Below are 13,530 nucleotides of genomic sequence, written 5' to 3'. Positions count from 1 at the left end.
TCGGGCGACGCTCCGCGAGCCGTGCGAAGCCCCGTGCCGCAGGATGGGTAGAGCCGTGCGAAACCCATGCTGACAGCCCGGCACGGAGCCCTGCCCTACCTCCCATCGATGGGTTTCGCTTCGCTCTACGCCATCCTACGGGGCTCGCTGATGCGGTGTCGTAGGATGGGTCGGGCGGCGCTCCGCGAGCCGTGCGAAACCCCGTGCCGTAGGATGGGTAGAGCCGTGCGAAACCCATGCTGACAGCCCGGCACGGAGCCCTGCCCTACCTCGCATCGATGGGTTTCGCTTCGCTCTACGCCATCCTACGGGGCTCGCTGATGCGGCGTCGTAGGATGGGTCGGGCGGCGCTCCGCGAGCCGTGCGAAGCCCTGTGCCGCAGGATGGGTAGAGCCGTGCGAACCCCACGCTGACAGCCCGGCACGAAGCCCTGTCCTACCCCGCATCGATGGGTTTCGCTTCGCTCTACCCATCCTACGGACGCTCGCAGGGCCAACGTCTTCTACCAGTAATTCTCCACCGCCACCTGCCCGGGTCGGCGGGTGAGGGCCAGGTTCATGTCGCGGGCCTTCAGCACCGCTCGGATGTCTTCGATCATCTGCGGGTTGCCGCAGAGCATCACCCGCGAATGCTCGGGGGCCAGCGCCAGGCCGGCTGCGCGCTCCAGCTCGCCGTTCTCGATCAGCGTGGTGATGCGCCCGTTCAGCGCACCGGGCACCTGCTCGCGGGTCACCACCGGGATGTAGGTGAGCTTGTCGGCGACGCCTTCCAGATGCTCCAGGCCCTTCAAGCCCCCGATCAACGGCTGGTAGGCCAGTTCGCGCTCATGCCGTGCGCTGTACACCAGCACGATGCGCTCGAAGCGCTGCCACACCTCCAGGTCCTGGAGGATGGACAGGAAAGGGGCGATACCGGTGCCGGTGGCCAGCAGCCAGAGATCGCGGCCGTCATTGAAGCGATCGAGGGTGAGGAAGCCGAAGGCCTGCTTGTCGACCAGCAGGGTGTCGCCCACGGCGAGGCGGCTCAGCTCGCTGGTGAATTCGCCGCCGGGCACCACGATGGAGAAGAACTCCAGGTGCTCGTCATGGGGCGCGGACACCATGGAGTAGGCGCGCCACACGGTGCTGCCATCGGCCCTGGTCACGCCCAGGCGGGCGAACTGGCCGGCGCGGAAACGGAAACCGGGGTCACGGGTGGTGCGCAGGGTGAACAGGCTCGGCGTCAGGGTCTGGACGTCGAGCAGGGTCTGGCGGGTGAACTTCTCTTCGCTGGCGCTCATTGCGGGCTCCTGTCGCTGGAACCCCGCCAGTGTCCCGCAAAGCGCGCGCGGGAAACACCCGCGCGCATTGTGGCTATAGACCGATCAGTGCTTGCGGTTGACGGTCTGGGCCGCGCGCAGCACGTCGGCACCGATCTCCGCCTCGTAGGTCTTCCACAGCGGCATCAGGGCCTGGCGCCAGGCGTCACGCTCCTCGGGGGTGAGGGTGATCACCTTGGCCTTGCCGGCGGCGATGACGCGCTCGCGGTCCTTCTGGTTCATCGCCTCGGCGTCCTTGTTCACCGCGAAGGTCACCTCTTCGATGATCGCTTCCAGCTCGGTGCGGGTCTGGTACGGGATGCTGATCCAGAATTTCTGGTTGGTGATCAGCATGTAGTTCAGCGAACCGTGGTTGGTCTCGATGACGTAGGGCTGGACGGTGTCGATCTTCTGGCTGGCGATGTTCGACCAGGGGCCTTCGGTGCCCTGGATGGTGCCCGCCTGGAGCGCCTTGAAGGCGTCGGCGAAGGGCATCTTCACGGTCTTGGCGCCGAGCAGGCCGAACTGCGCGTCGAGCACGGAGGAGGGCTGGATACGGAAGGCCAGGCCCTTGGCGTCCTCGGGCTTGCGCAGTTCGCGGCTGGAGGTCAGCTCCTTCATGCCGTTGTTCCAGTAGCCCAGGCCATAGATGCCCTGCTTGGACATCGAGCGCAGCAGCTCGCGGCTCTTGTCGCGCTTCTGGAAGCGCTTGACGGCTTCGAGGTCATCGAACAGGAACGGCAGGTCGAACACCTGCAACTGCTTGGTGTACGCCTCGAACTTGGACAGCGAGGGCGCCAGCATCTGCACCTGGCCGCTCTGCAGCGCCTGGATCTCGTCGGCATCGCCATAGAGGCTGGAGTTCGGGTAGACCTCGACCTTCACCTTGCCCGGCAGGCGTTCTTCCACCAGCTTCTTGAACAGCAGCGCGCCCTTGCCCTTGGGCGTGTCCTCGGCCACGACGTGGGAGAACTTGATGAGGATCGGCTCCTCGGCCAGCGCGGAGCTGGAAAGGACCATGAGCGAAGCGAACAGCGCCCCGAACAGAGACTTGTACATGTATGCACCTGTGCAAATGGCAACGGCGAAGCCCGCGCCATGCGCGTCGGCTCCGTCTGGAATAAGGTTTTTTTCGGTGGAACGCCCGCTCCCAACCAGCGGGTACGCACCGTTTTTTACGGCGTACCAGGTCGTTCAGGGCAGAGAAATGCCAGATGCCTGGTTATTATTGGAGCTGTCCCGGCGCAGAGAATCGCCATGGGATGGCGGGCCGAAATCAGAGGCGCGGATTCTTAGGCAAAACTGATCAATAAACAAGCACCGCTAATCCCAACCAGCTCTCACTTCCAGCACAATCTTCGCCTTCACCCGAGTCCAGAGTTCCCGATGCCCCCACTGCTCACACCTTTCGGCCAGCTCGACCTGGTCCGCGTTCCCGACCAGCCGAACGACCCGCTGCAGGCCTTCGACGCCGCCGACGAGTACCTGCTCGGCCACCTGCACGAGCAGGCGCCCGACGCCGCCACCCGGGTGCTGGTGCTCAACGACAGCTTCGGCGCCCTGGCCGCCAGCCTGGCCCCGCATGTCCAGGTCACCAGCAGCGGTGATTCGCACCTGGGTTTGCTCGGCCTGCACCGCAACCTCGCGCGCAACGGCCTGGCCGCCGACGCGGTGCGCTTCGTGCCGGCCAGCGAACCGATGGGCGGCACCTTCGACCGCGTGCTGGTCCGCGTACCCAAGACCCTGGCGCTGATGGAAGAGCAACTGATCCGCCTGCAGGGCCACCTGGCGCCCGGCGCCACGGTGGTGGCCGCCGGCATGGTCAAGCACCTGCCCCACGCCGCTGGCGACCTGCTGGAGAAGTACATCGGCCCGATGCAGGCCTCGCTGGCGGTGAAGAAGGCCCGCCTGCTGGTGGCCACGGCAGCGGACCGAGCGGCCGCCCGCTCGCCCTACCCGACCCGCTACCAGCTCGACGAACCGCGCCTCGAACTGCTCAACCACGCCAACGTGTTCTGCCGCGAAGGCCTGGACATCGGCACCCGCGCCTTCCTCCCGCACCTGCCCAGGCGCCTGGACGCCACCCGCGTGGCCGACCTGGGTTGCGGCAATGGCGTGCTCGGCATCGCCTACGCCCTGGCCAACCCGCACGCGCAGCTGACGCTGGTGGACGAGTCGTACATGGCCGTGCAATCGGCTGTGGATAACTGGCGCGCGGCCCTGGGCGAGCGACCGGTGGAGATCCGCCCCGGCGACGGCCTCGCCGAGCAGCCGGCCGGCTCGCTGGACCTGGTGCTGTGCAACCCGCCCTTCCACCAGCAGCAGGTGGTGGGCGACTTCCTCGCCTGGCGCATGTTCGTGCAGGCGCGCGATGCGCTGGTCACCGGCGGCGAGCTGTGGATAGTCGGCAACCGCCACCTGGGCTACCACGCCAAGCTCAAGCGCCTGTACCGCGGCGTCGAGCAGATCGCCGCCACGCCCAAGTTCGTGATCCTCAAGGCCACCAAATAGGGCCGCGATTCAAGCGGGCGCCGCCGGGGGTCGGGTGCAACCCGACAGCCCCGTCTCAGGGATTCGCGGGTTCCACCCGCCCTGCACGAGGCGACCGTTGCGTAGGGTGGACCCCGCTTCATCGGTCCACCATCGGAGCCGGGCCGGGCACCGCTGGTGGATGTAAAAAGCGACATCCACCCTACCGTCCTGCGCTCCCTGGTGCTGCGGGGAGTCGCTCAACCGTAGGTCGGGGGACCCGCTTCACCGGTCCACCCTCGGAGCCGGGCCGGGCACCTTGCCCTTCACAACAGGCATCGCGAGCAGAGCTCGCTCCTACGGGAGCGAGCCCGGGCCCGGCTCAGGGCGTGCTCAGCCCCGCCGCATTCATGAACAGACGCAGCAGGTAGGACACCACACCCAGGGCCAGTACGCTGGCGGTCCAGATCGCCAGCAGCCAGCCCAGGCGCTGCCACAGGGGTTTCTTCTCGGGGTTGTCCACAGCCATGGTCGCTCTCCTGGCCACTAGTGGTAGCCCTGGTCCGGGGTCACCTTGCCGCGGAACACGTAGTAGCTCCAGGCGGTGTACACGAGGATGAAGGGGATGATGAACAGCGCCCCCACCAGCGCGAAGCCCTGGCTCTGCGGCGGCGCGGCGGCCTGCCAGATGCTCAGCGAGCCCGGCACGATGTTCGGCCAGAGGCTGATGCCCAGGCCGCTGTAGCCGAGGAAGATGAGGATCAGGGTGAGCACGAAGGGCTTGATGTTGTCGTAGTTCGCCACCGATCGCAGCAGGTAGAAGAAGGTCACCAGCACCAGCAGCGGCACCGGCATGAACCAGAACAGGTTGGGCAGGCTGAACCAGCGCTGGGCGATCTCGCCATGGGACAAGGGCGTCCAGATGCTGACGATGCCGATCACCGCCAGCAGCACCAGGGCCAGCGGGCGCGCCATGTCGTGCATCTGCTCCTGCAGGCGGCCTTCGGTCTTCATGATCAGCCAGGTGCAGCCGAGCAGCGCATAGGCCGCCACCAGCCCCAGGCCGCTGAAGATCGGGAAGGGCGCCAGCCAGTCCAGCCCGCCGCCGGCGAACTGGCGGTTCTCCACCGGGATGCCCTCGATGAAGGCCCCCAGGGCCACGCCCTGGAAGAAGGTCGCCGCCAGGGAGCCGCCGATGAAGGCCTTGTCCCAGATGTGGCGCTTGTGCTCCTTGGCCTTGAAGCGGAACTCGAAGGCCACGCCACGGAACACCAGGCCGATGAGCATGAACATCAGCGGCAGGTAGAGCGCGCTCAGCACCACCGAGTAGGCCAGCGGGAAGGCCGCGAACAGGCCCGCCCCGCCCAGCACCAGCCAGGTCTCGTTACCGTCCCACACCGGCGCGACGGTGTTCATCATCACGTCGCGCTCGGAGTCGTCCTTGACGAAGGGGAAGAGGATGCCGATGCCCAGGTCGAAGCCGTCCATCACCACGTACATCATCACGCCGAAGACGATGATGATCGCCCAGATCAGAGAAAGGTCGATGCCCATGTTCAGTTCCTCGCGCCCAGGTCGTCACCCGAGTTGTCGTCGTCTTCCATATTCTCGTCGGCCGCCGAGATGGGCCGCGCCGGCGTACGTTTCTGGCCGGGACCGCCGATACCCTGCTCCTTGCCCTCGTCGGTCTTCGGTCCCTTGCGCACCAGGCGCAGCAGGTAGCTGAAGCCGGCGCCGAACACGGCGAAATAGACCACCACGAACATGATCAGGGTGAGGCTCATCTGCGCGAAGCTGTGGTTGGACGAGGCGTCGGCGGTGCGCATCAGGCCGTACACGACCCAGGGCTGGCGGCCGATCTCGGTGGTGAACCAGCCGGCGAGGATCGCGATCAGCCCGGACGGCCCCATCCACAGGCATAGGTGGAGGAAGGGCCGCGAGGTGAAGAGCCCGCCGCGCCAGCGCAGCCACAGGCTCCAGACGCCGACCAGGATCATCAGCAGGCCCAGGGCGACCATGATGCGGAACGACCAGAAGACGATGGTGGAGTTGGGCCGGTCTTCCTTGGGGAACTCCTTCAGCGCCGGCACCTGCTTGTCCAGGCTGTGGGTGAGGATCAGGCTGCCGAGGTAGGGGATCTCCACCTTGAAGCGGGTTTCCTCGCGCTCCATGTCCGGCCAGCCGAAGAGGATCAGCGGCGTCGCCTCGCCGGGCGGGTTCTCCCAATGGCCCTCGATGGCGGCGATCTTCGCCGGCTGGTGCTTGAGGGTGTTGAGGCCGTGCATGTCGCCGATGAAGGCCTGCACCGGCGCCACCAGAAGGGCCATCCACATGGCCATGGAGAGCATCTGGCGGATCGCCGGGTTGTCCCGCCCGCGCAGCAGGTGCCAGGCCGCCGAGGAGCCGACGAAGAACGCCGTGGCGAGGAAGGCCGCGGTGGCCATGTGCGCCAGGCGATAGGGGAAGGACGGGTTGAAGATCACCGCGAACCAGTCGGTGGGGATCACCCGGCCATCGACGATCTCGAAGCCCTGGGGCGTCTGCATCCAGCTGTTGGAGGCGAGGATCCAGAAGGTGGAGATCAGCGTGCCGATGGCCACCATCACCGTGGAGAAGAAGTGCAGGCCCGGGCCGACGCGGTTCCAGCCGAACAGCATCACGCCGAGGAAGCCGGCCTCGAGGAAGAACGCGGTGAGCACCTCGTAGGTCAGCAGCGGCCCGGTGACCGAGCCGGCGAAGTCGGAGAACGCGCTCCAGTTGGTGCCGAACTGATAGGCCATCACCAGGCCGGACACCACGCCCATGCCGAAGTTGACGGCGAAAATCTTCGACCAGAAGTGATAGAGGTCGCGGTAGACCTCCCGGTTGGTCTTCAGCCACAAGCCTTCCAGTACCGCCAGGTAACTCGCCAGGCCGATGGTGATGGCCGGAAAGATGATGTGGAAGGAAATGGTGAAGGCGAACTGGATTCGGGCGAGATCAAGAGCCTCCAATCCGAACATTACGACGTCCTCTAGCTGGTTCACGGGCACGGCCCTGGGCGGGTCACTCCGGCAATTGGAGCGCGGGCCCTGGGAATTCGTTCTTTTTATCTGGAGTTTCAGGGAGATGGCGGCTCACTCAGCCGCAAGCGCAAGCCCAAGGTGCGGGCATTGACGCAGATCAATCAGCAGCTAAAGAGTAGCGCTTCGCTTGAGGAAAAAAGCTGTGGTCGATTGCCACGCGGCAGGTTGCCGCAGCGAGTGGATAGCCCTGGACAAACACGGAGCCGGACCGGAGCTCCGCTACAAGGTCACTGGACAGTCCTGAGCAGCCCGCTAACCCGCCTGGTGGATGGATGAAGCGTCATCCACCCTACACCCCTGGAAGCCGGTGCACGCCTACGGCCGTGGCGCGTGCCCCGAATCAAGGGCCTTGGGCGTGTCCACGTCCAGCACCACGCCAGGGTCGTCCACCTCCAGCGCCAACCAGGCCTCGCGATGGGCGGCGAGCACCGCACGGGCACCTTCGTCGCCCTGGAGGCGTTCGAGTTCAGGCCAGAAGGCGCGGCCGAAGATCACCGGGTGGCCGCGCCGGCCCTGGTGCAGCGGAAACAGGATGCGCCGGGCGTCGGCCCGCGCCAGCAGCCCGCCCAGGGTCGCCTCGGCCAGCCAGGGCATGTCGCCCAGCAGCACCGCCAGGGCATCGCCCCGGGCTGTGGATAACCCGCGCACGCCGGCCGCCAGGCTGTGGCCCATGCCCAGGTCGGCGTCCGCGCAGCGGATCACCGGGCAATCGGCCGGCAGGCCCAGCGCCGCCGGGTCGTCCTCCGGGCGTAGCACCACATGCACCTCATCGAACACCGCCCGCACCCGCGCCACGCTGGCCGCCAGCAGGGTGCGCCCATCGGCCAGGCGCGCCTGGCGCTTGTCGCTGCCGAAGCGGGTACCACGGCCAGCGGCGAGGATCAGGGCGATGACGGGGGGCATGACAACTCCTGGGGCATCAAAGAATGGGTGGGAGCGAATTCATTCGCGAAAGGGCCGCGCAGCGGTCCCAGCAGCAAACCGATACAGAGCAGCAGCCTGTCGGCCGCCATCGCGAATGAATTCGCTCCCACAGAGAGCCGCCCATGTATTCCGTCCAGGGAATCAAACCCGCTCGCGCGGTATCGCATTGCGCACCCGCAGGATGTCGGCAAGCACCGCCAGGGCGATCTCCGCCGGGGTCTTGCTGCCCAGGTTCAGGCCGATGGGGGCGATGATGCGGGCCATGTCCGCTTCGCTCAGGCCGCCCACGCGGCGCAGGCGCTCCCGGCGCTTGGTGCTGGTGGCCATCGAGCCCATCACGCCGATGTAGAAGGCCTCGGTGCGCACCGCCTCGATCATCGCCAGGTCGTCGATGCGCGGGTCGTGGGTCAGCGCCACCACGGCGGTGTCAGCGTGGCAACCACCGTTGCGGATCACTTCGGACGGCAGCTCGCGACGCACCTCGACGCCCGGCAGCTCGACGCCCTCGAGCACCTCCTCGCGGGGGTCACAGAGCACCACCTCGAAGCCCAGCGGCTGGGCGAACTCGGCGCACACCTGCGCCACCGAGGAATACCCGGCCAGCAGCAGGCGCTGGGCGGCCCCTACGCGCAGGCGGATGACCTGCTCGTCGCGCTCGACCCGGGCGCCCTGCTCGCGGTCCTCCCGCAGGGTGCGGCTGCCGCCGTCGATGCGGATCTCCCGCAGCAGCCGGCGCTGGCCGGCCAGGGCGCTTTCCAGCTCGCGCAGGTGCGCCTGCACCTCGCAATCGGCCGGCAGGTTCTCCACCAGCACGTCCAGCACCCCGCCGCAGGGCAGGCTGATCTTCGAACGCTCGTCGCTGCCGTCGCCGTAGCGCACCAGCGCCAGCGGCTCGGGGAAGGCGCCTTCGGCGACACGTTCGAGGAAGTCATCCTCGACGCAACCACCGGACAACGACCCCACCCACTGCCCCGCCTCGTTGGCGGCCAGCAGCGAACCCGGCGCGCGGGGCGCCGAGCCGTAGGTGGAAAGCACGGTACAGAGCCAGACACGCTGGCCGGCCCGGGACCATTCGAGGGCCTTGCGCACGACGATGAGGTCGAGGTGTTGCATGGTCAGTGAACCTTTTCGCTTCGCAGTTGGGAGACGCTCTCCATGCCGATGTCCCCGGGCGATCCTCCCCAGGTCTGGCGCAGGTAGTTGAGCAGATCGCGCATCCGCGCGTCATCAAGATCGTGCTGGAAGCCCGGCATCGGCTGCATCCGCTCGAAGCCGGTGAACTGCTGCTCGCGGATGCCGTCGTCGATCACCCGCAAGAGGTTGCGCGAATCCTCCTGGCGCAGGGTGGTGTTGCCGGCCATGGCCACCGCCACGTGGGGGATGCCCTGCCCCTGCGCGCCATGGCAGCCGGCGCAGAGGTTCAGGTACTCCTGGCGACCGGCCTGGGCGCTGGCGGTGAGCTCGGCCAGCGGGCGGGTGGCGATGGTCGCCGGAGCCGGCGGCTGGTCACCCATGAGGAACACCGCCATGGCCTGGTGATCCACCTCCGGCAGGTATTGCAGGCTGTGGTGCAGCACCGGGTACATCTCGTTGAACACCGAGCCCTGGGCGCTGATGCCGTGCTTGAGGAAGGTCGCCAGGTCGTTGGTGGTCCAGCCACGGGCGGCCAGCGCCTCGGCCTTCAGGCTCGGCGCCAGGTAGCCCAGAAGCACACCGCCTTCCATGCGCTGGTCCTGCTGCAGGGCACCGAGCGCGTTGCGCGGGGTGTGGCATTCACCGCAGTGGCCGAGGGCTTCCACCAGGTACTGGCCGCGCTGCCACTGCTCGCTCTTGCCCTCCGCCGGCTGCATCTGCACGCGGTTCTTGTAGAGCATGTTCCAGAACGCCAGGCCGAAGCGCAGGTTGAACGGGAAGGTCAGGCTGGTCTGCGGGCTCGCCTTGGGGATCGGCTCGCGGCTCATCAGGTAGGCGTAGAGGGCGTCGGAGTCCTCGCGGGTGATGAGGTGGTAGGAGGTGTAGGGCATCGCCGGGTAGAGCTTGCTGCCGTCGGGCTTCTCGCCCTGGGTCAGCGCGCGGTAGAGGTCATCGGCGGTGTAGTGGCCGATGCCGTGCTCCTTGTCCGGGCTGATGTTGGTGCCATAGATGGTGCCGAACGGCGACTCCAGGGGCAGGCCGCCGGCATAGGGGGCGCTGCCCTCGATGCTGTGGCAGGCCACGCAGTCGGCGGCGCGGGAAATGTAGCGGCCGCGCTCGATCAGGGCCTTGTCGGCGGGCGCTTCGGGCGCGGCGGTGGCGGCCAGGGGCAGGAACAGCCCGGCGGCGATCAGCAGTGCTTTCATCATCAGCCTTCCTTCACCAGACCCAGTTCCTCGACCACATCGCGCGCGGCGCTGTAGTAGCGGACGTAACCGGTGCAGCGGCAGATGTGCTTGCCCAGGGCGTTGTCGATCTCGCCCTCCAGCTCGCTGCGCTTGACCGGCTGGCGCTGCAGCTTCTCCACCAGCACGGTGGCGGCGTTGACGTAGCCCGGGGTGCAGTAGCTGCACTGGAAGGCGAACTGGTCGACGAACTTCTGCTGGATGGGGTTGAGGCTCTTCACCTCGCCCTTGTCGTCGAGCTGGGCGTGGCCCTCCACCGTGCGCACCTTCTTGCCGGCGAAGAAATGCGCGCCGGTGATGCAGGTGCGGATCTCCTCGCTGGTGCCGTCGGGCTTGTCGAGGATGGCCACGCAGGCGTGGCACACGCCCTGGCCGCAGCCCAGGCGCGAACCGGTGAGGTTCAGGTACTCGTGGAGGAAGTCGATCATCATCAGGTCATCCGCCACCTCGATGGGGCCGACGGCCTGGCCGTTGATGTTCATGCTGAGCGCGCGGTTAGCCATGGAGGGCCTCCTTGATGCGGGCCGGAGTCAGGGGAAGGTCGCGCAGGCGCTTGCCGGTGGCGTGGGCCACGGCGTTCACGATGGCGCCGACCACGGGGATCATCACCACTTCGGCGATGCCCTTGGCCGGGTCGCTGGGCGACAGCGGCGGCAGGATCTCCGCCGTCTGCGACCACACGGCGACGTCCTTCGCCCGGGGCAGCTGGTAGCGGTTGAAGTTCCAGGTGCCCTCGCCCGGGCCCCCTTCGTAGAGCGGCATCTCCTCCATCAGCGCGTGGCCGATGCCCATGGCGATGCCGCCTTCCAGCTGGCCGAGCACCAGCTCGGGGACGATCACCCGGCCGCACTCCATCCAGGAATGGTGGTTGATCACCCGGGCCTCGCCGCTGCCCTTGTTGACCTTGATCTCCACCAGGGTGGCCACCGGGCTGTAGTAGGTGACCATGGCGTTGTTGAGCTGGGTTTCCGGGTAGCTGACCGAGACGCGGTCCAGCAGGTGGTAGCCGTTGCGGGTCATCAGGGCGCGCTTGCCGGCGTCGGCACCGGCGCCGTACTTCACCGCCACCGCGTCCAGCGGCAGGCTCTCGCGCACGCCGTTGATCTCGAACTCGGCCGAGGCCCACTTCCAGCGGTTGAAGCCGTGCACGCTGGCCGCAGTGACCAGGCCCAGGTCGTGGGCCTTCCTGGCCAGCAGCTCGAAGGGGATCGGCGGCATGCCGCCGGCGCTCAGGGCGCCGTCCTTCCAGTGGGCGTCCTCGCGGCGCACCACGTAGGGGTTGAGCGAGCCGTTGTACTCGCCACGGCCCCAGATGCTCAGCGCCGCCGGCCACAGGCCGTGGTTGAAGAGGATGCGTGCGGCCTCGCGGGTGGCGTGGCCGGAGTAGTACGCGGAGTTGGTGGCCGAGGACGGCGAGGCCAGCTTGCCCACCCAGCGCGGGTTCTTCAGCGCGGCGTCCTGGTCGGCCTGGCTGATGATGTAGGGGTTGCCGCTGGTGACCAGGCCCAGCTCGTGCCAGTCGGTCTCCCCGGTCTTGATCTCGTGGGCCGGCTGTCCCAGGTGGTCGGCGGCCAGCAGTGCCTGGGAGGTGGCCATGCCGGTGCCCATGTCGATGGCCACGTGGCGCAGCAGCACGCGCCCGTCGGCGGTGATCTCCAGGCTCGCCAGGGGCGCCTCGGAGCCGGTGCCGAAGTCCTTCTGGCACATGGCGAAACCGACGCCGTAGAGGTTGTCCGGGTCCTCGGCGTCGAAGCGCTGCTTGCGCTCCGCGCGGGTGCGCCAGATTTCATGCTGGGCGGCCTTGTCGAGGATCTCGTCGAGGCGCAGGGCACCGGCGGGAATCGCACCCTGGGTGTTCTTCATGCCGGTCTTGAAGACGTTCTTCCTGCGCAGCTCGATGGCGTCCAGGCCCAGGCGGCCGGCCACCTCGTCCACCATCATCTCGGTGGCGGCCATGGTCTGCAGGGTGCCGTAGCCGCGCATGGAACCGGCCTCGACGCCGCGCGAATGGTACGCAGTGGCGGCCAGGTCGCTCTGCGGCAGGTAGTAGATGGACTGCGCCGCCGTGGCGCCGACCGCCGCCACCGAGGAGCTGTAGTTGGCGCGGCCGCCGCCGTCGACGTCCATGTGCGCGCGGAAGATCTGGAAGCTGTGGTCCCGCTTGTTCACCGCCAGCTGGTAGTGCATGTCGAAGGGGTGGCGCTTGATGCCGCTCTGGAACTGCTCGTAGCGGTCGTTGGCCAGGCGCACCGGCACGCCCTCGCCGTACATCGCGGCGAGCGCGGCGTAGAAGACGAAGATGTTGTTGTCCTTGGAGCCGTAGCCCACGGTGTAGCCCGGGTGCAGGTTGAGCTTGGCCACCTTGAAGCGCGACGGCGCCAGCATGTGCGCGGTCTGCTCGGCCACCTCGAAGGGGCACTGGGTGGCGACCACGAAGTGCAGGGTGCCGCTTTCGGCGTCGTACCAGCCGTTGCCGTTGTCGGCTTCCAGGGCCGCCGGCTCGATGGACTGGGTGGTGAAGCGCTCGTCGAACACCAGCCAGTCTTCCGGCGGCGCCTTGAGTTGCTGCTCCATGCGTTCGGCGTAGTAGAGGCCCTGCTGGGTCAGGTCGCCGTTGATCCTGGCCTGCTGGCTCCACACCGGTTTGCGCTGGCGGATGATGGGGAACAGCATGCTGTCCTTGAGGCTGGAGAACACGTCCGGCTCGAAGGGCGTCTCGCCGCCCACCCGCACGAAGCGGAAGCTGCCGTAGGGGTCGGCCTGGTACAGCTCGGCCTTGGCGCCGTAGCGCACCACCTTCTCGTTGAACTTGAGGATGTTCTTGGCCCGGCGGTAGCGGTCGAAGTCGGTCCAGATGGCCATCGCCACCGGGTGGCCGATGAACATCGGCACCTGGCCTTCCGGCAGGAAGGGGTCGAGGTTGTGGCCTTCGGGGAAGCCGATGCCGTCACGGGCGAGGTCCGCCGCGGTGACCAGGCGATCGGGCTTGAGCTCGTCGCCGAGCATGGACAGGTCCAGGCCGGCGTAGAGGTGATCGGCGCGGGTCGCCTTGATCAGCAGCGCATGGCCCTGGCGCTGGGGCCAGCCGGGCATGTCCTTGGCGCGGATGTCACGGGCGAAGACCTTGGCCCCGCAGGCCTTGGAGACGCCGTCGATGCGCGCTCGCGCCTGGCCGCCCGGCGTGTACCAGGGCTGTGGCGAGGCGGTGACCCGGTCTTCGAACAATGCAGCAAAGGCCTTGCTGCCCAGCGGTGCCAGCGTGATGCCGATACCTGCGATGACACTGCCCTGCAAGAAGGCGCGTCGGGATAACTCACGGTTGGACATACCCGTTCCTCGGAGCCTTGGCGGACGCCGACTCCTGTTTTCTGAGCGTAAAAACGGTTGTCGGCCACTC

Annotated in this window: 11 protein-coding genes; 1 reads left to right on the top strand and 10 read right to left on the bottom strand. The window is 67.5% G+C overall.

The genetic code is table 11. The features are described 5' to 3' along the window. Positions 1-502 precede the first annotated feature (502 nt). Both ACYJSS_RS29395 and ACYJSS_RS29390 read right to left on the bottom strand, forming a co-directional pair. Positions 503-1,279, bottom strand: a complete 777-nt coding sequence (locus ACYJSS_RS29395; RefSeq protein WP_236206503.1) for a ferredoxin--NADP reductase — start codon at positions 1,277-1,279, stop codon at positions 503-505. Positions 1,280-1,363: 84 nt separating this feature from the next. Further along, positions 1,364-2,356, bottom strand: a complete 993-nt coding sequence (locus ACYJSS_RS29390) for a TRAP transporter substrate-binding protein (protein ID WP_111259684.1) — start codon at positions 2,354-2,356, stop codon at positions 1,364-1,366. 327 nt (positions 2,357-2,683) lie between these two features. Here ACYJSS_RS29390 and ACYJSS_RS29385 point away from each other — a divergent pair, with 327 nt between their 5' ends. After that, positions 2,684-3,808 carry a methyltransferase gene (locus tag ACYJSS_RS29385; protein WP_236206502.1) on the top strand — a complete coding sequence of 375 codons (1,125 nt, stop codon included), beginning with the start codon at positions 2,684-2,686 and terminating at the stop codon, positions 3,806-3,808. Positions 3,809-4,148: 340 nt separating this feature from the next. Here the strand turns inward: ACYJSS_RS29385 and ACYJSS_RS29380 are convergent, their stop codons facing one another. The 8 genes from ACYJSS_RS29380 to ACYJSS_RS29345 form a co-directional block, all read right to left on the bottom strand. Next, complete coding sequence (locus ACYJSS_RS29380) at positions 4,149-4,295, bottom strand: DUF2474 domain-containing protein (RefSeq protein ID WP_043244499.1); 147 nt, start codon at positions 4,293-4,295, stop codon at positions 4,149-4,151. Between the two features lie 17 nt (positions 4,296-4,312). Further along, positions 4,313-5,320: a cytochrome d ubiquinol oxidase subunit II gene (gene cydB / locus ACYJSS_RS29375; protein WP_021218807.1), complete on the bottom strand. Its 1,008-nt coding sequence runs from the start codon at positions 5,318-5,320 to the stop codon at positions 4,313-4,315. 2 nt (positions 5,321-5,322) lie between these two features. After that, the gene (locus ACYJSS_RS29370; RefSeq protein ID WP_111259682.1) at positions 5,323-6,768 is read right to left on the bottom strand and encodes a cytochrome ubiquinol oxidase subunit I; all 1,446 of its coding nucleotides are present in this window, start codon (positions 6,766-6,768) and stop codon (positions 5,323-5,325) included. A gap of 378 nt (positions 6,769-7,146) precedes the next feature. Beyond that, complete coding sequence (locus tag ACYJSS_RS29365; RefSeq protein ID WP_111259681.1) at positions 7,147-7,734, bottom strand: nucleotidyltransferase family protein; 588 nt, start codon at positions 7,732-7,734, stop codon at positions 7,147-7,149. A 162-nt stretch (positions 7,735-7,896) separates the two neighbouring features. Beyond that, positions 7,897-8,868 (bottom strand): XdhC family protein, encoded by a 972-nt coding sequence (locus ACYJSS_RS29360; RefSeq protein WP_111259680.1) that lies wholly within the window; start codon positions 8,866-8,868, stop codon positions 7,897-7,899. 2 nt (positions 8,869-8,870) lie between these two features. Beyond that, complete coding sequence (locus ACYJSS_RS29355; protein ID WP_459481179.1) at positions 8,871-10,094, bottom strand: c-type cytochrome; 1,224 nt, start codon at positions 10,092-10,094, stop codon at positions 8,871-8,873. 2 nt (positions 10,095-10,096) lie between these two features. Continuing rightward, positions 10,097-10,636: a (2Fe-2S)-binding protein gene (locus ACYJSS_RS29350; protein WP_111259678.1), complete on the bottom strand. Its 540-nt coding sequence runs from the start codon at positions 10,634-10,636 to the stop codon at positions 10,097-10,099. Continuing rightward, positions 10,629-13,460: a xanthine dehydrogenase family protein molybdopterin-binding subunit gene (locus ACYJSS_RS29345; protein WP_236206501.1), complete on the bottom strand. Its 2,832-nt coding sequence runs from the start codon at positions 13,458-13,460 to the stop codon at positions 10,629-10,631. Before ACYJSS_RS29345 ends, ACYJSS_RS29350 begins: the two co-directional genes overlap by 8 nt. Positions 13,461-13,530: the final 70 nt, after the last annotated feature.

This window comes from Pseudomonas sp. No.21, assembly GCF_054558415.1.
This window is presented reverse-complemented; position numbering and strand designations above follow the sequence as displayed.